Genomic DNA, 23,625 nt, shown 5'->3' with positions numbered 1-23,625 from the left:
ATTAAAAGGAAATAATTAATCAAAATTCATCAAAAAATAGCGTTTTTCTTGACAACTATAATAGCTTTTTTGTAAAATCGCGTTCTCTTTACGAAAAGACAAGCGTCTTTGCTCGTACGATCGCTTGATCCTATGCGGGTTATTTTGATGTAAAGAGGTCGCGAGTTTGCGACAAGTTCTTTTTAAAGGAAAACACATGGAAAGAATCAGGTTAAAGCTAAAAGCTTACGACCATAGAGTTCTAGACCGCACTGTTGCAGCAATCGTAGAAGCTGTCAAACGAACAGGTGCCGACGTTCGTGGCCCGGTACCAATGCCTACAAAGATCAAACGCTATACAGTCTTAAAATCTCCACACATCAACAAAGACTCACGTGAGCAGTTTGAGATGAGAATACACGCTCGTATGCTTGACATCGTAGCTGCTACTCCAGAAACTGTAGATAGCCTAACAAAACTCGACCTAGCTCCAGAAGTTAATGTCGAAGTTCGTGCGATGAAATAAGCGGACAAAAGGATAAGAGTATGGAATATATTGTAGAAAAAATAGGCATGAGTAGAACGATTGCCACGAAGAGTACGCCAGTTACACTACTTAAGCTAGTTGAGGCTAAAGTATGTGAGATCGACGAAAACAAACGTGCTATCGTAGCGTATGCCCACACTAAAGCAAACAACAAAGCTATCGCTGGTCAGCAAAAGAAATACAATCTGACAGCAGAATTTAACAAATTTGCTACGCTTGAAGTAGCTAATAGCGAAGTTGGAAACCTAGACTTTACACCATTAAATGAGGCTAAAATTTTAAAAGTTAGCTTTAACTCAAAAGGTAGAGGCTACCAAGGTGTGGTAAAAAGACATGGTTTCGGTGGTGGTCCAAAAAGCCACGGCTCACGTTTCCACAGACGCCACGGTTCAATCGGTAACTGCGAATGGCCAGGTCGTGTTCAACCAGGTATGAAAATGGCAGGACACATGGGCAATGAGAAAGTTACTGTTAAAAACGAGCTAATAAGCTTTGACGCTCAAAATGGCATCGTAGTTGTAAAAGGTTGCGTTCCTGGTCACAATGGTGCAATGGGTAAAATAAGGATTGTAAAATGAGTAAAATTCACGTATTAAACGATAAATTTGAAAATTCAGGCGAGTTAGAGCTTCCTGCAAGCTACGCTGAAGTAAATCCGCACAACCTATATCTTTATGTAAAATCTTACCTTGCTGGTATAAGAGCAAATACGGCTCATACTAAAAGCCGTGCTTTTGTAAGCGGTGGTGGTAAAAAACCATGGAGACAAAAAGGACGTGGTGGTGCAAGAGCGGGTTCAACTAGAACTAACGTTTGGGTAGGCGGTGCAGTTGCATTTGGTCCAACAAACGAGAAAAACTATTTTCAAAAAGTCAATAAAAAACAAAAAAGACTAGCTCTTGAGTACGCTTTGGCAGTAAAAGCACAAGATGGTAAAATTTTCGCAGTAGATAGCATCTCAATCGAGTCTGGAAAGGCAAAAGATGCAGCTAATATCATCAAAAATTTAAAAGTAAAAGATACGCTTATCGTTAAAGATTTACTAGACGATAAAACACTACTTGCTTTTAGAAATTTAGCAAACTGCTATTTAGTAGATGCAAATGAGGTAAATGCTTATCTTGTCTCTACATTTAGTTCGGTTATTATTGAAAAAGCTGCACTAAAAACTATAACAAAAGAGGGCTAAAATGGCGGATATAACTGATATCAAAACAATTATTTATACAGAAAAAACTCTAGGCCTTCAAGAACAAGGCGTTGTTGTTATCCAAACTTCACCAAGAGTTACAAAAAACAGCTTAAAAGCGGTTTTACAAGAGTATTTTGGAGTAACGCCTGTTCGCGTAAATTCACTTAGAATTAGCGGCAAGGTTAAGCGTTTTAGAGGAAGAGCAGGCCAACGTGACGAGATAAAGAAATTCTACGTTAAGTTACCTGAAGGCGTAAGCTAGAAAATACGGAGGCGTAAGATGGCTATAAAATCATATAAACCATATACACCTAGTCGTAGATATATGACTGGACTAAGCTCTGAAGATATAACAGCTAAACCAAGCGTTAGAAGCTTGCTTGTTAAACTACCTGCATCTGGCGGTAGAAACAACAATGGTCGTATAACTTCAAGACATAAAGAAGCAGGTGCAAAAAAACTTTATCGTATCATCGACTTTAAACGTCGCAAATTTGGTATAGAAGGTAAAGTTGAAGCGATCGAGTACGATCCAAACAGAAACTGCCGTATCGCTCTTATAGCTTATAAAGATGGTGAAAAGCGCTATATCATTAGACCAAATGGCCTAAATGTTGGCGACATTATCGCATCTATCGATGAGGGCTCACTAGATATTAAACCAGGCAACGCTATGAAATTAAGATTTATCCCAGTTGGTACTATCGTTCATAACGTTGAGCTAAAACCTGGTAAAGGCGCTCAGATAGCTCGTTCAGCTGGCGGTTATGCTCAGCTAATGGGTAAAGAAGAGAAGTACGTTATCTTAAGAATGCCAAGTGGCGAGATGAGACAGGTACTAGCTGAGTGTATGGCAAGTATCGGTGTAGTTGGCAACGAAGACTGGGCTAACATCACTATAGGTAAAGCCGGACGTAATCGCTACCGCGGTATCCGCCCACAAACACGTGGTTCTGCTATGAACCCAGTTGATCACCCACACGGTGGTGGTGAAGGTAAGAAAAATTCAGGCCGTCACCCAGTTACTCCATGGGGTAAACCAACCAAAGGTGCTAAGACTCGCCGTAAAAAAGCTAGCGATAAGCTTATAATTTCAAGAAGGAAAGGAAAATAGAGATGGCAAGATCACTCAAAAAAGGTCCTTTCGTAGATGATCATGTAATGAAAAAAGTTATTGCCGCAAAAAATGCAAACGATAACAAACCAATCAAGACTTGGTCAAGACGTAGCACGATTGTACCTGAAATGATTGGACTAACATTTAACGTTCATAATGGCAAGAGCTTTATTCCTGTATATGTTACAGAAAATCATATAGGCTATAAACTTGGCGAATTTGCTCCAACACGCACATTTAAGGGTCACAAAGGCTCAGTGCAAAAGAAAATCGGCAAGTAAGGGGAGATAATATGAGTAAAGCAATTATAAAATTCGTAAGACTTTCTCCTACAAAAGCAAGACTTATAGCAAGAGAAGTTCAAGGCATGAATGCCGAGCTAGCGCTTGCAAGCTTGCAATTTATGCCAAATCGTGGTGCTAAATTTATAGCAAACGCTATTAGCTCAGCAGTAGCAAATGGTGGATTTGAGCCAGAAGAGGTTGTAGTAACTAGTTGCCGCGTTGACGCTGGTCCTGTATTAAAGAGATTTAGACCAAGAGCAAGAGGAACAGCGAGCAAAATTCGCAAACCTACTTCTCATGTAATGGTAGAAGTATCTAAACCTGAAAAGAAGGAAGCATAATATGGGACAAAAAGTAAATCCAATAGGTCTTAGACTAGGAATTAACCGCAACTGGGAATCTAGATGGTTTCCAACCAAACAAAGTCTTCCTGAAAATATCGGTGAAGATTACAAAATTCGTGCATTTTTAAAGAAAAAACTTTACTATGCAGGAATTAGCCAAATTCTAATCGAAAGAACGGCTAAAAAACTTCGTGTAACCGTAGTTGCAGCTCGTCCTGGTATCATCATTGGCAAAAAAGGTCAAGATGTTGAAAACCTAAAGAACGAAGTTAGTAAACTTATCGGTAAAGAAGTAAATGTAAATATCAAAGAAGAAAGAAAAGCTCAAGCTTCAGCTCAACTTGCTGCTGAAAACGTAGCTATGCAACTTGAAAAGCGTGTCGCATTTAGACGTGCTATGAAAAAAGTTATCCAAGGTGCTCAAAAATCAGGCGCTAAAGGTATCAAAATTTCAGTTGCTGGTCGTTTAGGTGGCGCTGAGATGGCAAGAACCGAGTGGTATCTAGAAGGTCGCGTTCCGCTTCATACTCTTAGAGCAAAGATCGATTACGGTGTAGCTGAGGCTCATACAACTTATGGAAACATAGGTATTAAAGTATGGATTTTTAAAGGTGAGGTTCTTCAAAAAGGTGTTCAACCTGAGAAAACTGAAGAAGAGGCGCCTAAGAAAACACGTAGAGCAAGAAGAGGTAAATAATTATGTTGATGCCTAAAAGAACTAAATTTCGTAAGCAAATGAAAGGTCGCAACCGTGGTTATGCGACTCGTGGAGCATCTTTAGCAACTGGCGAATTTGCACTTAAAGCTGTTGAGGCTGGTAGAATAAATTCTCGCCAAATAGAAGCTGCTCGTCAAGCTCTAACTCGTCACGTAAAAAGACAGGCTAAAATTTGGATTAGGGTTTTCCCTGATAAGCCACTTACTAAAAAACCTCTACAAACTCGTATGGGTAAAGGTAAGGCTGGAGTTGAAGAGTGGGTTATGAATATCAAACCTGGTCGTATAATATTTGAAATGGCTGGTGTTAGCGAAGAGTTGGCTCGTGAAGCTCTAACTTTGGCTTTACACAAACTTCCTTTCAAATCAAAATTTGTAACGCGAGAGAGTGAAAATGAAATATACTGAGTTAAAAGATAAGAGCGTTGCAGAATTAAACGCGTTGCTAAAAGAGAAAAAGGTGCTTTTATTTACTTTAAGACAAAAGCTAAAAACTATGCAGTTAAGCAACCCTAATGAGATTAGTGCTGTTCGCAAAGAGATAGCTCAGATCAACACTGCAATTAGTGCAACAAGACAAGGGGCGTAAAATGGCATTAAAAAGAGAAATTCAAGGTGTTGTTTTACAAAAAGCTGGAGATAAAACAGCTACTATTTTGGTAGAAAGACGCGTTATGCACCCAAGATACCATAAATTTGTAAAACGCTTTAAGAAGTATTTAGTTCATGATGAGAAAAATGAGACAAGAGCAGGCGATACAGTTGTTGCAGTTGAGTGCAGACCACTTTCAGCTCGCAAGAATTTTCGCTTAAAAGCTGTATTGGCAAAGGGAGTTGAGTAATGATTCAAAGTTTTACAAGACTTGCAGTTGCTGATAACAGCGGTGCAAAAGAGTTAATGTGTATAAAAGTTCTTGGCGGCAGCAAAAGAAGATACGCTACACTTGGCGATATCATAGTTTGCTCTGTTAAAAAAGCTCTTCCAAATGGTAAGATCAAAAAAGGACAGGTTGTAAAAGCTGTTGTTGTAAGAACTAAAAGAGAGGTTCAAAGAGATAATGGTTCGCTAATCCGCTTCGACGAGAACGCAGCTGTTATACTTGATAGCAAAAAAGAGCCAGTCGGCACTCGTATTTTTGGACCAGTTGGACGTGAAGTTAGATATGCTAACTTTATGAAGATTGTTTCGCTAGCTCCGGAGGTTTTATAATGGCTAATGTAAAATTTAAAGTCAAAAAAGGCGATACTGTTAAGATCATCGCTGGTGACGATAAAGGCAAAACTGGTAAAATTTTAGCAGTTCTTGCAAAAAAAGGTCAGGTTATAGTTGAGGGATGCAAAATAGCTAAAAAAGCTATCAAACCAAGCGAAAAAACTCCAAATGGTGGTCACGTAAATAAAGAGATGCCAATTGATATATCAAACGTCGCGAAAGTTGAAGGATAAGAGATATGAGTAGATTAAAAGATAAATTTAACGAAACTATCAAGCCAGCTCTCGTAAAAGAATTTGACATCAAAAATCCAATGCTTATCCCTGCGCTTGAGAAAATCGTGATCAGTGTAGGCGCTGGAGACTCTGCGAAAGATCAGAAAGTGCTTCAAAATATGGCTGATACCATTTCACTTATCGCTGGACAAAAAGCGGTTATCACTGATGCTAAAAAATCAGTTGCTGGCTTTAAAGTTCGCGAGGGCTTTCCTGTTGGTATCAAAGTAACTCTGAGAAAAGAGCAAATGTATGCTTTCTTAGATAAGCTAATCAGCGTTGCTCTCCCAAGAGTTAAAGACTTCCGTGGTCTTCCAAAAAATGGTTTTGATGGACGTGGAAACTATAACTTCGGTCTTAGTGAGCAGCTAATGTTTCCAGAGGTTGAGTATGATAAAATTTTACGAACTCATGGTATGAATATTACGATTGCTACTACGGCTAAAAATGATAAAGAGGCATTCAAATTGCTAGAGCTATTTGGTGTGCCGTTTGCAAAAGGAAAGTAAAATGGCAAAGAAATCAATGATAGCAAAAGCTGCACGCAAGCCAAAATTTGCGGTTCGCGGCTATACAAGATGCCAAATCTGCGGTCGTCCGCACTCTGTTTATAAAGATTTTGGAATTTGCCGTGTTTGCCTAAGAAAAATGGCTAACGAAGGCCTGATACCTGGTCTTAAAAAAGCAAGTTGGTAAGGAAGAGAAATGTTAAACGATTTAATATCAGATGGATTAACACGCATTAGAAATGCAAGTATGAGAAAGCTTGAAACTGCGAAATTGCTTCATTCTAAGGTTGTTGAGGCTACTCTTTCTATCCTTGCAGCAAAAGGCTATGTAGAGAGCTACAACGTTATCGAAGAAGGTAACAAGAAATTTATAAACGTAGTTTTAAAGTATGATGAGTACGGCAGAAGCGTTATAAACGAGCTTAAAAGGGTTTCAAAACCTGGTCGCCGTGTTTATCAAGGCAAAGACGACATTAAGCGTTTTAAAAATGGTTACGGAACAGTTATCGTTAGCACAAGCAAAGGCGTTATGAGCGGTATTGAAGCAAGTAAAGCTGGCGTTGGCGGCGAAGTTCTTTGTACGGTTTGGTAATAAACTGCATTAAACGCTATTTAACCTTATGAAGGTAAGGTTAAATTTTTAGCTTGGTAGAATTTTAGATTTTGCCAAAGCTAAATTTAGAAATTCAATGAAGGTTTCGTCAAATTTGACGATAAAATTTACGGCATTGTGGTGTTTATTCGTAAATGTAGGAACACCCTAGACAAGTAAAGGAAAAAAATGTCACGTATTGGAAAACAGCCTATCGCTATCCCAAGTGGTGTAGACGTTAGCGTTGAAAATAATGTCCTAAAATTTAAAAAGGGCAATCATATAAAAGAGCTTGACACAAAAGGTCACGTTGATGTCAAGATAGAAAATGGTCATATAGTTTTTGCTCCAAAAGGCGAAGATCGCCAAAGTAGAGCTTACTGGGGAACATATAGAGCACTTGCTAACAACATCGTAACTGGTATCACTGCGGGATTCACTCGCCAGCTTGAGATCAACGGCGTTGGTTACAAAGCAGCTGCAAAAGGTAAAATTTTAGAGCTTTCTCTTGGTTTTTCACACCTTATCAACTATGAGCTACCAGCAGGCGTTGAAGCTAGTGTTGAGAAAAACGTTATTACTATCAAAGGCGATGACAAACAAGTAGTAGGTCAAGTGGCTGCTCAAGTTAGAGGATTTAGACCGCCTGAGCCATATAAAGGCAAAGGCGTTAAATATCTAGAAGAACGCATCATCCGCAAAGCGGGCAAGACATCTAAGAAGTAAGGAGCGGTAAATGACAGCAAAAGTATTAAAAAGAAAAATCGCTCTTAGAATTAAGAGAAAAAGAAGAATCAGAGGTAAAATTTCTGGTGTTGCAACTTGCCCAAGAGTTTCTATTTTCAAATCAAACAGAACTCTTTATGTTCAAGCAATTGATGACGTTACTGCTACTACACTAGCAGCAGTAGATGGTAGAAAAATAGGCATAAAAGCAAATAAAGAAGGTGCGGTCACTTTAGCTAAAGAATTTGCTAAGGCTTTAAAAGCTAAGAAGATAGATGTTGCAGTTTTTGATAGAAATGGTTATTTGTATCATGGCGTTATCGCAGCATTTGCTGAAGCTTTAAGAGAAAATGGCATCAAGCTATAACCCAAAGGAAAATCGATGGAAAAATATAATAGAGAAGAATTTGAAGAAGTAATCGTCGATATCGGTCGGGTTACAAAGGTTGTTAAAGGTGGTCGTAGATTTAGATTTACAGCTTTAGTTGTTGTTGGTAATAGAAATGGCCTAGTTGGCTTTGGATATGGCAAAGCTAAAGAGGTGCCAGATGCGATGAGAAAAGCAATTGACGACGCATTTAAAAATATTATCCATGTTAAGATCAAAGGCACAACTATCCCTCACGATGTAGAGGTAAAATACAACGCAAGTAGAATGCTACTTCGCCCAGCTAGCGAGGGTACTGGTGTTATCGCTGGTGGTAGTGCACGTCCTATTATCGAGCTTGCAGGTATTAAGGATATCCTTACTAAATCACTTGGCTCAAACAACTCAGCAAACGTCGTTCGTGCTACTATCAAAGCACTTAGTTTGCTAAAAAGCTAAGAGAAAGGAGTTAAGATGGCATTAGAAAAATTAACACCTGCAGCAGGTTCAACACACGCATCTAAAAGAATAGGTCGTGGTCAAGGCAGTGGCAATGGTAAAACTGCTGGCAAAGGTAACAAAGGTCAAAGAGCAAGAAAAGGCTACAATGAAAAAAGAGGTTTTGAAGGCGGACAACAACCACTTCAAAGACGTCTTCCAAAAGTAGGCTTTGCATCAAAATTTGAAAAACCTTATGTTATCAATGTTGAGAAGATCACAGCTATAAAAGAGCTTGCTGAAATTTCAATAGCAACAATAGCTAGCGTTCATAAAATTTCAAAGAGCGTTACTAAGATAAAACTAATTGGTGCAAGCGCAAAAGCTCTTGCTTCTAAGATTAAAGACGAGAACGTTAGCGTTAGCGGAACAAAATAATGGATAAAACACTGACCAACAAGATTTTAATCACGTTGGCATTTTTGTTCGCATACAGGATACTGGCTTATGTGCCAGTTCCTGGTGTTAATGTCGACGTAATTAAAGAATTTTTTAATTCAAACAATAGCAATGCCTTGGGTCTATTTAATATGTTTAGCGGTAAAGCTGCTGAGCGTTTAAGTATAATCTCTCTAGGTATTATGCCTTACATTACAGCTTCGATCATTATGGAGCTTTTAGCAGCAACATTTCCGAAATTAGGTCAGATGAAAAAAGAGCGTGACGGTATGCAAAAATATATGCAAATTATACGCTATGCAACAATTGTCATCACTCTTGTGCAATCAATCGGTGTTTCTATTGGACTTCAAAGCTTAAGCGGACGCGGTGGCGAACAAGCTATCATGATAGATATAAATTTATTTATCGCGATATCTGCTGTATCTATGCTAACTGGAACTATGCTGCTTATGTGGATAGGTGAGCAAATAACACAGCGTGGTATAGGCAACGGTATAAGTCTTATCATCTTTGCTGGTATCGTCTCTGGCATACCTAGTGCGATCGGTGGAACTGTAAATTTGGTAAATACTTCTGAGATGAATTTCCTAACAGTTATCGCTATTTTGGTGATTATCTTAGCTACTATTGGTGCTATTATATTTGTCGAGATGGGCGAAAGGCGTATTCCTATTTCTTACTCAAGAAAAGTGATAATGGAAAATCAAAACAAACGTATAATGAACTATATACCGATCAAAGTAAATTTAAGCGGCGTTATCCCACCGATATTTGCTAGTGCGATTTTGATGTTTCCTAGTACTATTTTACAAGCTAGTACAAATCCGATCATCCAAGCTATCAACGACTTTTTAAGTCCAAATGGCTATATGTTTAACTTTTTAACATTTTTATTTATCATCTTCTTTGCGTTTTTCTATGCATCGATCGTGTTTAACACAAAAGATATAAGTGAAAATTTGAAAAAACAAGGCGGATTTATCCCAGGTGTTAGGCCAGGCGAGAGTACAGCTAGCTATCTAAATGAAGTAGCTGGCAGGCTAACTTTGGGCGGTGCTTTATACTTGGGTATCATTTCAACACTACCTTGGGTACTTGTAAAGACTATGGGTGTTCCATTTTATTTTGGTGGCACGTCAGTACTTATCGTTGTTTCAGTAGCACTTGATACTATGAGACGTATAGAAGCTCAGTCTTATACAAATAAATACCAAACTCTAAGTGCAGTAGGTCTATAAAATGGCTATCACGCTAAAAAGACCAGCTGAGATAGAGAAAATGAGAGCGGCGAACAAGATCGTCGCTCGAACTCTTGATTACATTTCTACGATTATAAAGCCTGGAATTTCCCTTCTTGAGATAGATAAAATTTGTGAAGATATGATAAGGGCTGCTGGGGCAAAACCTGCTTTTAAAGGTCTTTATGGCTTCCCAAATGCAGCTTGCATAAGCGTCAATGAAGTGGTGATCCACGGAATTCCAAATGAATACAAACTAAAAGAGGGCGATATCGTTAGTGTTGATATTGGCTCAAATTTAGATGGTTATTTTGGTGATTCAGCTAGGACTTTTGGGGTTGGTAAAATTTCAAAAGAAGATGAAGCCTTGATAGCTTGCTCAAAAGATGCACTATATTTTGCGATAGATTTCATAAGAGCTGGTATGCATTTTAAAGAAATTTGCTACGAGCTTGAGAAATTTATACTAGGTAGAGGCTATGTGCCTTTGCGTGGATATTGTGGTCACGGTATAGGTAGAAGGCCACACGAAGAGCCAGAAATTCCAAACTACCTTGAGGGACATAACCCAAAAGCCGGACCAAAGATAAAAGATGGAATGGTTTTTTGTATAGAGCCGATGATCTGCCAAAAAGACGGCACGCCAGTTTTAGGAAGCGATAACTGGAAAGTAACCTCAAAAGATGGTTTAAGAACCAGCCATTATGAGCATTGTATGGCGATAGTTAATGGCAAAGCCGAAATTTTAAGCCAAGCATAAAATTTATAGCAAAAATTTAAAGAAAGGAGAGTTTGTGGCAAAAGACGATGTCATTGAGATTGATGGAAATGTTGTTGAAGCACTGCCAAATGCAACTTTTAAAGTTGAGCTTGACAACAAACATATAATTTTATGTCATATCGCCGGTAAGATGAGAATGCATTATATAAAGATAATGCCTGGCGACCGAGTAAAAGTAGAACTTACGCCATATAGCCTAGACAAGGGCAGGATCACTTATAGATATAAGTAAATTTGACTTTGTGGTAAATATGCTAAGTAAAATTAAAGCTGGTTTTGGATAAAATCTAAGCTTTGCGAAAAGCTGTATGAAGAATTATTTTCAAAGTTCCCCACTTATTTTGAAAATAGTTGGTCTAAATTATTTCTTTAGACCTGATGCAGCCCCTAAAAAAGTGGAATAAATTTTTAGGAGACTAAAATGAAAGTTCGTCCTTCTGTAAAGAAGATGTGTGACAAATGTAAAATTGTCAAACGTAGTGGCATAATTCGTGTTATCTGCGAAAATCCAAAACATAAACAAAGACAAGGATAAGGCATGGCACGTATTGCAGGTGTAGATTTACCAAACAAAAAGAGAATAGAGTATGGTTTGACTTATATCTATGGTATAGGTCTTTATAAATCTCGTCAAATTCTTGACGCAGCTGGAATTTCTTATGACAAGAGAGTCTATGAGCTTAGTGAAGACGAAGCGGCAGCTATTCGTAAAGAAATTCAAGAGCATCATATCGTTGAGGGTGATTTGAGAAAACAAGTTGCTATGGATATCAAAGCTCTTATGGATCTTGGAAGTTATAGAGGTCTTCGCCACAGAAAAGGTCTTCCTGTTCGTGGTCAAAAGACTAAAACTAATGCTAGAACCAGAAAAGGCAGACGTAAAACTGTCGGTGCAGCTACTAAGTAAGGCAAGGGTTAAAGGATAATAAATGGCGAAAAGAAAAATTGTTAAGAAAAAAGTAGTTAGAAAAAGTATAGCCAAAGGTATCGTTTATATCAGTGCAACATTTAACAATACTATGGTAACTGTAACTGATGAAATGGGAAATGCTATTGCATGGAGTAGTGCAGGTGGCTTAGGCTTTAAAGGTAGTAAAAAATCAACTCCTTATGCAGCCCAACAGGCAGTTGAAGATGCTCTAAATAAGGCAAAAGAGCATGGTATAAAAGAAGTTGGTATTAAGGTTCAAGGTCCAGGTAGCGGACGTGAAACGGCTGTTAAAAGTGTAGGAACTGTTGAAGGAATTAAAGTATCTTTCTTTAAAGACATTACACCTTTACCACACAATGGTTGTAGACCGCCAAAACGCCGCCGCGTATAATTAGAGAAAAATAGGAGAAATTATTATGGCTAGATATACAGGACCTGTTGAAAAATTAGAAAGACGTCTTGGTGTGTCTCTTGCGTTAAAAGGCGAAAGAAGACTTGCTGGTAAAAGTGCTTTTGAAAAAAGACCTTATGCGCCAGGACAACATGGACAAAGAAGAGCAAAAATAAGCGAATATGGCTTACAACTTCGTGAGAAACAAAAAGCTAAATTTATGTACGGTGTTTCAGAGAAACAATTTAGAAGATTGTTCCAAGAAGCAGCACGCCGCGAGGGCAATACTGGTGCCCTTTTGGTTCAACTACTAGAGCAAAGATTAGATAATGTTGTTTACAGAATGGGCTTTGCAACAACTCGTCGTTTTGCTCGCCAGCTTGTAACTCACGGACATATTTTAGTAAATGGCAAGAGAGTGGACATCCCATCTTATAGAGTTGAGCCAGGTGCAAAAGTAGAGATTGTTGAAAAATCTAAAAACAATCCACAAATTGTTCGTGCGATAGATCTTACAGCACAAACTGGTATTGTTGCTTGGGTAGATGTTGAAAAAGAGAAAAAATTTGGAATTTTCACTAGAAATCCAGAAAGAGAAGAGGTTATCATTCCTGTTGAGGAAAGATTTATAGTAGAGCTTTATTCAAAATAATAGAGGGTATAAAGATGAGAAAGATTACTACATCAGCTTATATGCCAACTGAAATTGAAGTTAAAAGTGTTAGTGAAAATGTTGCTAACATTACAGCATATCCTTTTGAGGCGGGTTATGCTGTTACCTTGGCTCACCCATTGCGTCGTCTTCTTTACACAAGCACAGTAGGTTTTGCTCCTATTGGTGTAAAGATAAAAGGCGTTAGCATGAATTTGATAGTATGCGTGGTATGCTAGAAGACGTAGCTTTTTTTATTATAAATTTGAAAAAGATCAGATTTAAATTAAAAAGTACCAGTGAGCGCGAAGTTATAGAGTATAGCTTTAAAGGACCAAAAGAGATAACTGGGGCTGATCTAAATAATGATCTAGTTGAGATCGTTAACCCAGACGCATACCTTGCTACAATAAACGAAGATGCTGAGTTAAATTTTTCAGTTATCATTCAAAAAGGTATCGGATATGTTCCTAGTGAAGAGATCAGAGAAGAGATTGAAGACGACTATATCGCACTTGATGCTTTTTTTACACCTGTTAAAAAAGCAGTTTATGATATACAAAATGTCTTAGTTGAGGATGATCCGGACTATGAAAAGATCGTATTTACTATAACAACTGATGGTCAAGTTAGTCCGATAGAGGCTTTTAAAAATTGTTTAGAAGCTATGTATCAACAAATGTCAGTATTTAAAGGAATTTTAGATATTGATGTTAGTACTCCAGTTACTAGCTCAAGTGCAGGCGGTGAGTTTTCAAAGTTACTTTCTAGCGTAGAAGATCTAAATTTAAGCGCTAGAAGCTTCAACTGCCTTGACAAAGCTGATATTAGATTTATTGGCGAGCTTGCGCTAATGGACGAAAATGAGCTTAAAGAGCTTAAAAATTTAGGTAAAAAATCTCTTGAAGAGATTAAAGCGGTTATGGAAGAGATAGGCTATCCAGTTGGTGCCGATGTGTTAAAAGATGGCAAAGAGCAACTAAGAAAGAAAATAACCGAGCTTAAAGCACAAATGAGTGTAAAAGAATAAAAGGACAATAGATGAGACATAAACACGGATATCGCAAACTTGGTAGAACGTCATCTCATAGATCTGCATTGCTTAAAAATTTGGCGATAGCTATCATCAAAAGTGAAAAGATAGAGACGACTTTACCAAAAGCAAAAGAGCTTAGAAGCTATGTTGAAAAGCTAATCACAAGAGCTAAAAAAGGTGACTCTAATGCTCATAGAGCAGTATTTGCTTCTTTACAAGACAAAGAAACAACAAATAAATTAGTTACTGAAGTAGCTCCAAAATTCAAAGAGCGCAATGGTGGCTATACAAGAATCATCAAGACTCGTGTTCGCAGAGGCGACGCGGCAGAGATGGCTTATATAGAGCTAGTAGTTGAATAATTATTAGAGAGCTTCGGCTCTCTTTTTTATTTTTTATATAAAATTTCCCACTTTTAAAATAAAATCCTTTTTCCAAAAGTTTTTTAAAGCTATAAATTTCTTTAATTATCTACCAAAATTATTAACCAAAACCATAAATTTTATAGTTAAAAGTTGTAAATCCTTTAATCTAAAATCATATATTTTAAATTTTTACCTTTGAACTCTATGCTAAAATTTTATTTTATTAAGACGATATTTGTTTCAGGCATCTAATAAATTTCAAAGGATTTGAGATGATAGGTAGTGTAAATGGAGTTGGGACAAATTTTTATATTGGCTCGCAAAGTAGTAGAGCGCAAGAGCTTGATACTAATAATACTAAACCAAATACAGGCAAAAATTCTTTAAATGATTTATCTAGTAGTTTGGTTGATGAGCAAAAAAGTCATACCGATACTAGAGGTGAGCCAATAAATTTAAATGAAACAAATACGACAAAATTTCAAAAAAATAGTGAGAATCTAACATTTGCTAGCAATTTCTCGCTATCAGGCATAGCTGCTAATGGCAAGATAAGCATCTGGGGCAAGCTCATGGGATATGACAAACAAGTCAGCCAAGATGAGATAAATGATCTCAAAAATTTTATCAACCAGACCAAAGCACTTGGCTTTGGCAGAGCTCACGAAGAGATCATAGGATATTATCCAACAGATATCGATCTCTTTGCAAAAGAGTATACATCAAAACTTGATAACACACTTCTTGGGCTTGGTCACAAGAGCCACGTGGAAGGGTTTGAGATACTTGATAAAGACCTAAGCATAGATGAGTTTAAAGATAAGTGGATTGATTATGCACTTAGGCAGTATCTTGGCGAAAGAGTCGGTGTGGAGAGCATTACGATAGGCAAAAAGGCTATCTCTATGCTAACAAGCACTAATAAGCCACCAATTGAGTACCAGACGCTACAAAATATAAATTTCACTGATGAAGAGAGCAGACAGAGATTTCTTATGCTCATGAAAGCTGGCATGAAGAGTGGGGCGGATTTTAAAGAGGTGGTAGAGGGTGTACTCTCGCTTTATAATGTGCAAAATACGGACAAACTTGATGGCAACAAAGTCTATGCTTCAGTGATCGGACGAAGCGAGAAACTGGCTACTTACGACATCAACAAAGATGAGAAATTTGCCTATCTTAAGGAGCTAATGCAACTTGAGAAAAACGGAGTTGATATACTAAAACTAATGGAAAAAGTGGAGCAAAAACAGAAATTAGATATAAAAGTGTAGGCTAAATTTATATTTTTGTACTGCCTATCTTTTATGATTTTAGTCATAAGAGGCTCTTTTTACTTGGTTTAAATTTTTAAATGATAGAATCTTGATTTCTATTATTAAAATTACGGAGAACTCGTGAGAAAGCTACTTTGGCTAAATCCCGTTGTAAAAAATATGTATGACTTCTCTGCACTAAAAGAGCTTTTGCAAAATAAGGGCTTTAACATAGTGGAGTGCGAAAAAGATCATGTTAGCGATATCAAAAATTCATATAAAAATTTATGCTCTAAAGGTATGGTTTTAGACAGTCGCTGTCCAAGAGCTGTAAATTTTATAAGATCAAATTTCAAAGAATTTTCAAACAATATTTCAAGCTTAAACCCCATTTTAATTGAAAGCGCCATTGAACTTAGCTCGAAGCTAAAAGAAGGTGAGTGGCTTTATATAACAACGCCTTGTGAGGATTTGGCAGAGCTTGGAAATTCTTTAAAATTAGAGCGAACTACATTTTTAACATGGAAAAATTTTAAAGAGTTAAACGATATAAATTTACAAATAAACAAAATAGAATCAAGTCCGATTCCTCCTGGATTTTTTGAAAATTTAGGCATAAAAACACTAAGCTTATGCAGCAAAGAAAAGATACAAAACGCATTTTCATATAAATTTAGCGAGCTTAAAAACTATCAGATCATCGAGCTTTTATACTGTGAAAATGGCTGTCATAATGGAGATGGGCTGTGATAGAAATTTTTAAAAAGAGCATTTTGATCCTAGCGATCTTTGCCCTCTGGCAGGTCGTTTGTGAGCTAGAAATTTTCACACCTTATATCTTGCCAAGTCCTATTACGACACTTAAAACAATGTTTGATATGAGCTTAAGTGGTGAGCTAATAACGCATGTGGCGATTAGCTTTAAGCGTATATTTATTGGTTATATTTTGGCTTTTGTTTTGGCATTTGCTTTTGGCGGAGTGGCGGCGCTATTTCCAAAAGCTAGTATTTATTACGAGTGGATACTAGAGTTTTTTAGAAATGTTCCGCCGCTTAGCCTTATTGCTATTTTGGTACTTTGGTTTGGTATAAACGAAACACCAAAAATTATTATTATCATCCTAGCATCGTTTTTTCCAATGTTTTTAAGCATTTCAAAAGGGCTAACTAGCTGCGATGTGAAGCTTATTGAGGTTGGTAAAATTTTTTGTTTTAGTAAATTTGAAATTTTTTACAAAATCATCCTAAAAAATGCCATAAAAGATATTTTTGTCGGTATGCGCATAGGTTTTGGCTACGCGATGCGAGCGATTGTGGGAGCGGAGATGATCGCAGCTTCTAGCGGACTAGGCTATCTCATACTTGATGCTGAGGAGCTTTCGCGTGCAGATAGGATATTTGTTGGCATTTTTACGATAGGAATTTGCGGCGTACTCATAGATAGGATATTTTTATTTTTGATATCTAAATTTAGCCTTTTGCGAAGTGAAAAATGATAGAAATTTTAAATTTATCCAAGCATTTTTTTATTAATGACAAGCGTATCGACGTTCTAAAAGAGCTAAATTTAAGCATAAAAAAGAATAAGATCACTGTAATACTTGGCAGAAGTGGTTGCGGTAAAACGACTCTTTTAAGGCTTATTGCTGGACTTGAGGGTGTAAGCCTTGGCGAGATAAAATTTAAAGAGCAAGCAAAGATTGGCTTCGTCTTTCAAGAGCCTAGACTAATGCCTTTTTTAAATGTCTATGAAAATATCGTATTTGCGCTTAAAAAGCATGAGATAGACGAGGCAAAAATAGATAGGCTCATATCAATGATAGGGCTTAGCGACTTTAAATTTGCCGCTGTTTCGCAGCTATCTGGCGGCATGAGCTCGCGCGTTTCTCTTGCTAGAGTGCTTGCATACGAAGCAAATTTGATCCTTATGGATGAGCCATTTGCAGCACTTGATGCTTTTACGAGAGCCAGCATGCAGGCTGAAATTTTAAAGCTTCAAGCTGGTAAAACCATCATTTTTGTCACTCATAATGTCGATGAAGCTCTATATTTAGCAGACGAGATAATTTTGCTTGAAAAAGGTGGGATGAAATCAAGCTATGACCTGTCAAATCTAGCTAAGCCAAGAGATTTGCTTTGCGATGAGCTAATAAACTTAAAGCGTAAAATTTTGAGTGAAATTTAGCATTTTATAAAATGATAATTAAAACCAAAACGAAGCAAAAAGTTATATAATTTGGAAAATTTTTAAAGGAGCAAATATGAGAAAGTTTTTTAAGATTTTGTGTGCGGCCTCTTTGCTTTGTCTAGTCGCAAACGCAAGTGAGCTAGATAAGATCGGTATGACCTATGTCAAATCGCCACTAAACGTCCCCTCAATCGTCGATAAATTTAAAGGCTTTTATGCTAAATCTTTTGGCATACCAGTTGAGTACTCTGAGATAACATCAGGTGCAAAGCAGACTCAAGCTCTAGCTTCAAATTCGCTCCAGTTTCTAAACTGCGTGGGCGGAACTTCAGTCATACTTGCCGCGGCAAATAAAGCTGACATAAAGATTATAAGTGCCTATTCAAGAGCACCTGAAGCTTTTGCGATATTTGCTAAAGATAAAGGCATAAAAACCGCCAAAGACTTAAAAGGTAAAAAAATAGCAGGGCCAAAAGGTACGATATTAAATGAGCTTTTGGTTAGGTATCTTGCTCTTGGCGGTCTAAGCATAAATGACGTAGAGTTCGTTTCTATGAGCATTCCAGCTGCACAAGCTGCACTTGAAAATGGCAGTGTCGATGCAGCACTTCTTGCTGGACCAGCTGCTTATAATGCTAAAAAATCAGGACTTAGTGTCGTAACAACAGGCAAGGGCGTCATCACTCCAGTCATCGTTACTGCCACAAGTGGAGAATTTTACAAAAAGCATAAAGATATAGTTGAAAAATTTAAAAAGGCTCAAGATGAAATTTTGGCTTTTATGAAAGCAAATGAGGAAGAGGCATTAAAATTTACAGCTGAAGAGACTGGGCTTAGCATAGAGGCGGTAAAGAGGATGTATCCGCAGTATGACTTTAGTCCAAAGATCACGCCTGAAGATATAAAAGCACTTGAGGCTACGCAAGAATTTATGCTCGAGAGTAAGATGATTGAACAAAAAGTAGATATAAAATCGCTTCTAATAGATTAAACAAAAAGGGCAAAATTTGCCCTTTTATCCTAAAACTAATAATCAAAAATTTACTAAATTTTAGCTCAAATATTTAAAAACTAAAGCTGACTAGGCGTATCAAAAAGGTTTAAATTATAAAGCAAAATTAGCGCTAAGCAAAAATATAGCCATTATTTTTGCATTTTTATTTTGCTATAATAGCCCAAAAATTTAATAGGAAAAAATATGATCCCATTTACTGATGAAGAGCTTTTAAAACCAGTCAGTGCGAGTTTGCAAAAGGTATTACCGATGCTTGAAAATGATGGCGGTGGCATGGAGCTACTTGGCATAAAAAACGGCAAAATTTATGTAAGACTAACAGGGCATTGTCATGGATGTGCAGCTAGCACAACTACACTAAAATATGGACTCGAAAGACAACTTCGTATGGATATTCACCCAGAGCTTGAGGTCGTAAATATCCCGATTGGCGAGGAATTTGACATTGATAGATTATAAAAAAATAGGCATTAAACACTTTAAACGCTCAAAATTTAAAGAAGCGATCTTTTACTTCTCTCTAGCTTACGAAAAGACACAGGATAAAAATTTACTATTTTTGATACAAATTTGCTCCCTTGGCGAGAAAAATGCAGAGGAAGCAAAACTTTTATTTGACTATTTTATGGATAAACTAAGAGCTGGCGAAGATGATGAAGGAATGGATGAAATTTTAAAAATTTTAGAATCAAGATTGGCTAGCGATGAGTATTTTGAAGAGCAAGACGCGATCAGCTACGAGGACTTTAAAAAGGCTGTTTATAAGGACGGGAGCTTCAAAAAAGTCTTTGAAAATATCATGTTCTCAACCAAGGTAATGATCTCAAACAAAGATGATTTTTTAGAATTTTTGGAAAATTTGATAAAAAATGACTTTATCGAAATGAGCATGAACTACCTTGAGAGTGCGGCGGTGATGTTTGGCGGCGACGAGCGTATAGATCAGCTTTTTAAAGAGATACAAAAAAGACAAAACGATGAAAATATCAGTAGAAAATAGCTTCATAACAGATGACTCAAACGAGTGCGAACAGGGTGCATACTTTGTGCAAACCACTGCAAATGCGAAATTTGTAGAGGACGCAGTAAAAAATGGCGCTAAGATAATCACCCTTGAGGAGTGCAAAAAGCTTTTAAAAATAGACGAAAGCTTAAAGATAGTTGGCATCACAGGGACAAATGGCAAGACCACGACGGCTGCGGCTATCTACGAGACCCTGCGAAATTTAGGTAAAAAATGCGGGCTAAGTGGCACAAGAGGGGCATTTATAGAGGGCAAGCAGATAGATGACAAGGCGCTTACGACAAGTGCTATTTTAAGGACTCTTTCATACCTCAAAGCAGCCAGCGAGCAAGGCTGCGAGTACTTCGTGATGGAGGTTAGCTCACACGCGATAGCTCAAAAACGCATAGAGAGCTTGAAATTTGCTCTAAAAATTTTTACAAATTTGACTCAAGACCACCTCGACTACCACAAGAGCATGGAGGAGTACGCTAGGGTAAAGTCGAGCTTTTTTGATGATGATTGCATGAAGCTTATAAATGCTGATGATGGCGGAGTTAAATTTAACCCAAAAAATGCCTATACATATTCGCTCAAAAAGCCAGCTAGCTTTGCGCCGGTGGTTTATGGGTTAAAGGACGGCATAGACGCCGTTATCAAGACACCAAATGGCGATGTGGAGATAGACTCAAGCTTCAAGGTGAGTTTAATCTTTATAACCTAATCGCCGCACTTGGCGCTGTTTGCTTGCTAGAGCGCCCAGATACAGCCACACTTTCAAAGGCGATAAGTAAATTTAAAGGGGTTAGTGGCAGAATGGAAGTGGTTAGCACCGATCCGTTAGTCATCGTGGACTTTGCTCATACGCCAGATGGTATCGAAAAGGTGCTAAACTCGCTTAGACATCTAAATTTGATCGCGGTCTTTGGCGCAGGTGGCGATAGAGATAGGACAAAGCGCCCAAAAATGGGAGCGATAGCCCAAAAATATGCAAGAATTTGTATCGTCACAAGTGACAATCCAAGAAGCGAAGAGCCAGAGAGCATAATCGATGAAATTTGCGCCGGTATGAGCAAAAATGAAAATTTGATACGAAACGTCAACCGCAAAGAGGCGATCGCACTAGCCATTAGCAAGCTAGAACCCGGCTGGGCGCTTGTCATACTTGGCAAAGGCGACGAGCCATATCAAGAGATAAAGGGCGTCAAGCACCCATTTAGCGACAAAGAAGTAGTAAAAGAGCTTTTAAAGAGGTAAAAATGAATATAGAAATTTTAGCTAGTAAGATCCACAGAGCCGTCGTAACAGACGCAAATTTAAACTATGTTGGCTCGATCAGCATCGGCGAGGAGCTTATAAAGGCTGCAAATTTGATAGAAAATCAAAAGGTTGAAATTTTAGACGTAAATAATGGCGAGAGATTCGCTACCTACGTGATAAAGGGCAAAAAAGGCGAAATTTGCCTAAACGGCGCAGCTGCTAGAAAAGTCTGCGTAGGAGACGTGGTCATTATCGTGGCTTACGCTAGCATGAAATTTAAAAAAGCTAAGAAATTTAAGCCAACCATCGTGCATGTAAATAACAAAAACGAGATCATAAAGGAGTAGGCGATGTTTGAGGGATTTGACTTTTCAAAGATGGGGCAGATGCTTGAGGACGTGCAAAAGCAAGCCAAGCAGATGGAAGAAGAGAGCAAAAATAAAGAATTTGGAGCAAAAAGCGGCGGCGGACTGGTGAGCGTGAGAGCTAACGGCAGCGGCGAGATACTTGATATCAGCATAGATGATAGCTTGCTTGAAGACAAAGAGAGCATGCAAATTTTACTAATAAGTGCCGTAAATGACGTGTTAAAATCAGTTGAAGCTGATAAGAAAAACACCGCTTCAAGGATGCTTGGCGGCCTTGCTTCGATGGGGATAAAATGAGACTAAATTATAAATTTGCCCTTGCTTTTTTGCTATCGGCGCTTTGCCTAAACGCCGATCCTAGGCCTACGCAAGAGGACTTTAACGCCTGCTTTGAAAAGAACAAAAACTCAATCGTCTCGGTAAATAAACACTTTGGCGTGGCTATCACGAAAAATTTGATCGCAGTGCCAAAAAGCGAGGGAGCGCCACTTGGTGAATATGTCAAATTTGACCCATATTTGCAGCTCTTTTTGGTCCGCTCTAGCAAGGAGCTAAGCCCTGTCGTGATGGCTGATGAGACCAATGAAGAGCGCATAAAAAAGAGCACTTGGGTTGGCATCTTAAATGACGCAAACAACACCGTCATGGGTCACATCAAGTCTTTAGGGCAAAATTTAGGCGACTTTGACACGCTAAGCTTCGAGTATAACGCGACTGGCGAGATAAATACGCCTTGTTGTAAGATGATAGGCATAGCTGTTGGAGCTGATAAATTTATACCAAACCGCTATTTAAAGCACTTTGTATCTTACGATGACGTCTATTACGGCGATATCGGCGTGAAGTTCTTGCAAAAAGAGGATAAATTTTTTGTAGGGCTTGTTGATCCACTGGGTCGTGGCAAGATGATGATGGTTGATGATGAGCTTATTACGATAAATGGCATAAAACCAAAGAGCCTAAGAGAGCTAAATGAGATGGTGCTTTTTGCTCCAAAGGGCGCAAAACTGGACATCATCGTAAAACGCGATAGAGAGCAGCTGCTCTTTCAAGTGCCAGTAAGCGGGGATGTGAAATTTAACCAAAGCCTTGATATAGATGCCCCTTCAAGCCTTGATCTGCCAAATTTAAACGTCATGCCAAAGTCGCCTGAGAGCTTGCTTGATGATAAAATTTTGGTGGATTATGGTATCACGGTCGATAAAAATTTAGTCGTTACTAAGGTCGAGCCAAAGTCAAATGCCGACATCTTTGGCATCAAGATCGGCGATAAAATTTTAGGCTACAACAAAGAGAGCGTAAGCAACCGTGAGGAGCTTTTAGAAAAGATAAGCGATCTGCAAAATTTCGTGCTTTTATTTAGTAGAAATGACTTTCAGTTTTTTGCAAGAGTGCCAAAATGAGCCTACTTGAGGACTTCGTAAAATTTCTAAATGTAAATTTGCCAAAGGCGCCTAGCTTTCATCCTTATTATGAGGAGGCGCTTGGCGTTATGCTAAAGGCTGGAGGCAAGCACTTTAGGGCACTATTGCTTCTTGGCGTGGTGGAGAGCGTGGATAAAAGCCTCACGCAAAAGGCCATGAGAGTGGCTTTAGGGCTTGAGATGATGCACACTTATTCGCTCATTCATGATGATCTTCCTTCTATGGATAATGCAAGTCTAAGACGTGGCACACCAACGCTTCACGTAACCTACGACGAGACAACTGCGATACTTGCAGGGGATGCGCTAAATACGCATGCTTTTTATGAAATTTCACATGCCGATTTACCAGCTGAAACACGTATAAAATGCGTGGAAATTTTAAGCCAGAATGCTGGCGTTAGTGGCATGGTGCTGGGTCAGGCGCTGGATTGTTTTTTTGAAAATACGAACAAAGAGGACATCAAAAGAGCAAAGGCTAAATTTGGTCTCTCTGGCAAGATGCTAAACCTTGATGAGCTAGTATTTTTACACATCCACAAAACCGCAAAGCTCATTGCTGCAAGTCTAAAAATGGGCGCTATGATAGTAAATTTAGACGAAACAGAGTGTGAGAAGATTTATGATATCGGCCTAAAGCTTGGCCTTGCTTTTCAGATACAAGACGACATCATCGATCTTACAAGCGACGAGGCGGCCGCTGGAAAGCCTGTGCATAACGACCTAGCTAAAAATTCATTTACAAATTTACTTGGCCTTGAGGGCGCAAAAAAGAAAAAAGATGAGCTTATTTGCGAGATAGAAGAGGCGCTAAGGCAGATAGATGCTGGCATAGCAAAGATGATCTTGGAGCTTACAGATAAACACCTAAGATAAAAGCTAGAAATTTCTAGCTTTTTTACTACTAAAAATTTAAAAAATTTATATCACTATTTAGACATTTTGGACAAAAATGC

General features: G+C 38.2%; 37 protein-coding genes and 3 pseudogenes. All 40 read left to right on the top strand.

Features of this window, described 5'->3' with window-relative positions; all coding sequences use genetic code 11:
* Positions 1-196: 196 nt before the first annotated feature.
* The 40 genes and pseudogenes from A3835_08435 to A3835_08240 all read left to right on the top strand — a co-directional run bounded on the left by A3835_08435 (position 197) and on the right by A3835_08240 (position 23,545).
* Complete coding sequence (locus tag A3835_08435; protein ORI06385.1) at positions 197-505, top strand: 30S ribosomal protein S10; 309 nt, start codon at positions 197-199, stop codon at positions 503-505.
* A 20-nt stretch (positions 506-525) separates the two neighbouring features.
* Positions 526-1,104 (top strand): 50S ribosomal protein L3, encoded by a 579-nt coding sequence (locus tag A3835_08430; protein ORI06384.1) that lies wholly within the window; start codon positions 526-528, stop codon positions 1,102-1,104.
* A complete protein-coding gene (locus A3835_08425) occupies positions 1,101-1,715 on the top strand; it encodes a 50S ribosomal protein L4 (protein ID ORI06383.1) in 615 nt (204 codons plus the stop codon). Before A3835_08430 ends, A3835_08425 begins: the two co-directional genes overlap by 4 nt.
* Position 1,716: 1 nt before the next feature.
* Positions 1,717-1,997: pseudogene (locus A3835_08420) on the top strand (50S ribosomal protein L23).
* 1 nt (position 1,998) lies between these two features.
* Positions 1,999-2,832, top strand: a complete 834-nt coding sequence (locus A3835_08415; GenBank protein ORI06382.1) for a 50S ribosomal protein L2 — start codon at positions 1,999-2,001, stop codon at positions 2,830-2,832.
* A 2-nt stretch (positions 2,833-2,834) separates the two neighbouring features.
* Positions 2,835-3,116 (top strand): 30S ribosomal protein S19, encoded by a 282-nt coding sequence (locus A3835_08410; protein ORI06381.1) that lies wholly within the window; start codon positions 2,835-2,837, stop codon positions 3,114-3,116.
* Between the two features lie 11 nt (positions 3,117-3,127).
* The gene (locus tag A3835_08405; GenBank protein ORI06380.1) at positions 3,128-3,460 is read left to right on the top strand and encodes a 50S ribosomal protein L22; all 333 of its coding nucleotides are present in this window, start codon (positions 3,128-3,130) and stop codon (positions 3,458-3,460) included.
* 1 nt (position 3,461) lies between these two features.
* The gene (locus A3835_08400) at positions 3,462-4,160 is read left to right on the top strand and encodes a 30S ribosomal protein S3 (protein ID ORI06379.1); all 699 of its coding nucleotides are present in this window, start codon (positions 3,462-3,464) and stop codon (positions 4,158-4,160) included.
* Between the two features lie 2 nt (positions 4,161-4,162).
* Positions 4,163-4,588 (top strand): 50S ribosomal protein L16, encoded by a 426-nt coding sequence (locus tag A3835_08395; protein ID ORI06378.1) that lies wholly within the window; start codon positions 4,163-4,165, stop codon positions 4,586-4,588.
* A complete protein-coding gene (locus tag A3835_08390) occupies positions 4,575-4,769 on the top strand; it encodes a 50S ribosomal protein L29 (GenBank protein ORI06377.1) in 195 nt (64 codons plus the stop codon). The genes A3835_08395 and A3835_08390 overlap by 14 nt, the downstream gene beginning before the upstream one ends.
* Position 4,770: 1 nt before the next feature.
* Positions 4,771-5,022, top strand: a complete 252-nt coding sequence (locus tag A3835_08385) for a 30S ribosomal protein S17 (protein ORI06376.1) — start codon at positions 4,771-4,773, stop codon at positions 5,020-5,022.
* Positions 5,022-5,390 (top strand): 50S ribosomal protein L14, encoded by a 369-nt coding sequence (locus tag A3835_08380; GenBank protein ID ORI06375.1) that lies wholly within the window; start codon positions 5,022-5,024, stop codon positions 5,388-5,390. The genes A3835_08385 and A3835_08380 overlap by 1 nt, the downstream gene beginning before the upstream one ends.
* Complete coding sequence (gene rplX / locus A3835_08375; GenBank protein ID ORI06374.1) at positions 5,390-5,626, top strand: 50S ribosomal protein L24; 237 nt, start codon at positions 5,390-5,392, stop codon at positions 5,624-5,626. The genes A3835_08380 and rplX overlap by 1 nt, the downstream gene beginning before the upstream one ends.
* Before the next feature lie 5 nt (positions 5,627-5,631).
* Positions 5,632-6,177: a 50S ribosomal protein L5 gene (locus tag A3835_08370; protein ID ORI06373.1), complete on the top strand. Its 546-nt coding sequence runs from the start codon at positions 5,632-5,634 to the stop codon at positions 6,175-6,177.
* A gap of 1 nt (position 6,178) precedes the next feature.
* Positions 6,179-6,364, top strand: a complete 186-nt coding sequence (gene rpsN, locus A3835_08365; GenBank protein ID ORI06372.1) for a 30S ribosomal protein S14 — start codon at positions 6,179-6,181, stop codon at positions 6,362-6,364.
* A gap of 9 nt (positions 6,365-6,373) precedes the next feature.
* The gene (locus tag A3835_08360) at positions 6,374-6,769 is read left to right on the top strand and encodes a 30S ribosomal protein S8 (GenBank protein ORI06371.1); all 396 of its coding nucleotides are present in this window, start codon (positions 6,374-6,376) and stop codon (positions 6,767-6,769) included.
* Positions 6,770-6,958: 189 nt separating this feature from the next.
* The gene (locus A3835_08355; GenBank protein ID ORI06370.1) at positions 6,959-7,495 is read left to right on the top strand and encodes a 50S ribosomal protein L6; all 537 of its coding nucleotides are present in this window, start codon (positions 6,959-6,961) and stop codon (positions 7,493-7,495) included.
* A gap of 10 nt (positions 7,496-7,505) precedes the next feature.
* On the top strand, positions 7,506-7,862 hold the full coding sequence (locus A3835_08350) for a 50S ribosomal protein L18 (protein ID ORI06369.1): 357 nt from the start codon (positions 7,506-7,508) through the stop codon (positions 7,860-7,862).
* Positions 7,863-7,877: 15 nt separating this feature from the next.
* The gene (locus A3835_08345) at positions 7,878-8,321 is read left to right on the top strand and encodes a 30S ribosomal protein S5 (GenBank protein ORI06368.1); all 444 of its coding nucleotides are present in this window, start codon (positions 7,878-7,880) and stop codon (positions 8,319-8,321) included.
* 15 nt (positions 8,322-8,336) lie between these two features.
* Positions 8,337-8,738, top strand: a complete 402-nt coding sequence (locus tag A3835_08340) for a 50S ribosomal protein L15 (GenBank protein ID ORI06367.1) — start codon at positions 8,337-8,339, stop codon at positions 8,736-8,738.
* A complete protein-coding gene (locus A3835_08335) occupies positions 8,738-10,000 on the top strand; it encodes a preprotein translocase subunit SecY (protein ORI06366.1) in 1,263 nt (420 codons plus the stop codon). Before A3835_08340 ends, A3835_08335 begins: the two co-directional genes overlap by 1 nt.
* Position 10,001: 1 nt before the next feature.
* The gene (locus A3835_08330; protein ORI06365.1) at positions 10,002-10,760 is read left to right on the top strand and encodes a type I methionyl aminopeptidase; all 759 of its coding nucleotides are present in this window, start codon (positions 10,002-10,004) and stop codon (positions 10,758-10,760) included.
* A gap of 34 nt (positions 10,761-10,794) precedes the next feature.
* Positions 10,795-11,013 (top strand): translation initiation factor IF-1, encoded by a 219-nt coding sequence (gene infA, locus A3835_08325; protein ORI06364.1) that lies wholly within the window; start codon positions 10,795-10,797, stop codon positions 11,011-11,013.
* Positions 11,014-11,319: 306 nt separating this feature from the next.
* Positions 11,320-11,688, top strand: coding sequence for a 30S ribosomal protein S13 (locus tag A3835_08320; protein ORI06363.1), 369 nt, complete (start codon positions 11,320-11,322; stop codon positions 11,686-11,688).
* A gap of 22 nt (positions 11,689-11,710) precedes the next feature.
* A complete protein-coding gene (locus A3835_08315; protein ID ORI06362.1) occupies positions 11,711-12,103 on the top strand; it encodes a 30S ribosomal protein S11 in 393 nt (130 codons plus the stop codon).
* Between the two features lie 25 nt (positions 12,104-12,128).
* On the top strand, positions 12,129-12,755 hold the full coding sequence (locus A3835_08310) for a 30S ribosomal protein S4 (protein ID ORI06361.1): 627 nt from the start codon (positions 12,129-12,131) through the stop codon (positions 12,753-12,755).
* 14 nt (positions 12,756-12,769) lie between these two features.
* A pseudogene (locus tag A3835_08305) lies at positions 12,770-13,785 on the top strand (DNA-directed RNA polymerase subunit alpha).
* 11 nt (positions 13,786-13,796) lie between these two features.
* Positions 13,797-14,153 (top strand): 50S ribosomal protein L17, encoded by a 357-nt coding sequence (locus A3835_08300; GenBank protein ORI06360.1) that lies wholly within the window; start codon positions 13,797-13,799, stop codon positions 14,151-14,153.
* A 275-nt stretch (positions 14,154-14,428) separates the two neighbouring features.
* A complete protein-coding gene (locus A3835_08295; GenBank protein ORI06359.1) occupies positions 14,429-15,430 on the top strand; it encodes a hypothetical protein in 1,002 nt (333 codons plus the stop codon).
* Between the two features lie 123 nt (positions 15,431-15,553).
* A complete protein-coding gene (locus A3835_08290) occupies positions 15,554-16,162 on the top strand; it encodes a hypothetical protein (protein ID ORI06358.1) in 609 nt (202 codons plus the stop codon).
* Entirely contained in the window at positions 16,159-16,908 is a 750-nt protein-coding gene (locus tag A3835_08285) for an ABC transporter permease (protein ORI06357.1), read from the top strand. Before A3835_08290 ends, A3835_08285 begins: the two co-directional genes overlap by 4 nt.
* Positions 16,905-17,597 (top strand): ABC transporter ATP-binding protein, encoded by a 693-nt coding sequence (locus A3835_08280; GenBank protein ORI06356.1) that lies wholly within the window; start codon positions 16,905-16,907, stop codon positions 17,595-17,597. The genes A3835_08285 and A3835_08280 overlap by 4 nt, the downstream gene beginning before the upstream one ends.
* A 76-nt stretch (positions 17,598-17,673) precedes the next feature.
* Positions 17,674-18,591: an ABC transporter substrate-binding protein gene (locus A3835_08275; protein ID ORI06355.1), complete on the top strand. Its 918-nt coding sequence runs from the start codon at positions 17,674-17,676 to the stop codon at positions 18,589-18,591.
* 207 nt (positions 18,592-18,798) lie between these two features.
* Complete coding sequence (locus tag A3835_08270) at positions 18,799-19,074, top strand: hypothetical protein (protein ID ORI06354.1); 276 nt, start codon at positions 18,799-18,801, stop codon at positions 19,072-19,074.
* Positions 19,061-19,615 carry a histidine kinase gene (locus A3835_08265; GenBank protein ID ORI06353.1) on the top strand — a complete coding sequence of 185 codons (555 nt, stop codon included), beginning with the start codon at positions 19,061-19,063 and terminating at the stop codon, positions 19,613-19,615. Before A3835_08270 ends, A3835_08265 begins: the two co-directional genes overlap by 14 nt.
* Positions 19,593-20,875, top strand: a pseudogene (locus A3835_08260) (UDP-N-acetylmuramoyl-L-alanyl-D-glutamate--2,6-diaminopimelate ligase). The gene A3835_08265 and the pseudogene A3835_08260 overlap by 23 nt, the downstream one beginning before the upstream one ends.
* Before the next feature lie 2 nt (positions 20,876-20,877).
* Positions 20,878-21,225: an aspartate 1-decarboxylase gene (locus A3835_08255; GenBank protein ID ORI06352.1), complete on the top strand. Its 348-nt coding sequence runs from the start codon at positions 20,878-20,880 to the stop codon at positions 21,223-21,225.
* Positions 21,226-21,228: 3 nt separating this feature from the next.
* Positions 21,229-21,543, top strand: coding sequence for a hypothetical protein (locus tag A3835_08250; GenBank protein ID ORI06351.1), 315 nt, complete (start codon positions 21,229-21,231; stop codon positions 21,541-21,543).
* Positions 21,540-22,649: a signal protein PDZ gene (locus A3835_08245; GenBank protein ID ORI06350.1), complete on the top strand. Its 1,110-nt coding sequence runs from the start codon at positions 21,540-21,542 to the stop codon at positions 22,647-22,649. The genes A3835_08250 and A3835_08245 overlap by 4 nt, the downstream gene beginning before the upstream one ends.
* Positions 22,646-23,545: a geranyl transferase gene (locus tag A3835_08240; GenBank protein ID ORI06349.1), complete on the top strand. Its 900-nt coding sequence runs from the start codon at positions 22,646-22,648 to the stop codon at positions 23,543-23,545. The genes A3835_08245 and A3835_08240 overlap by 4 nt, the downstream gene beginning before the upstream one ends.
* Positions 23,546-23,625 lie beyond the last annotated feature (80 nt).

Source organism: Campylobacter concisus, from assembly GCA_002092835.1.
Taxonomy (GTDB): domain Bacteria; phylum Campylobacterota; class Campylobacteria; order Campylobacterales; family Campylobacteraceae; genus Campylobacter_A; species Campylobacter_A concisus_K.
Note: the sequence above shows the minus strand (reverse complement) of the source record. Positions and strands in the feature narration are given on the sequence as shown.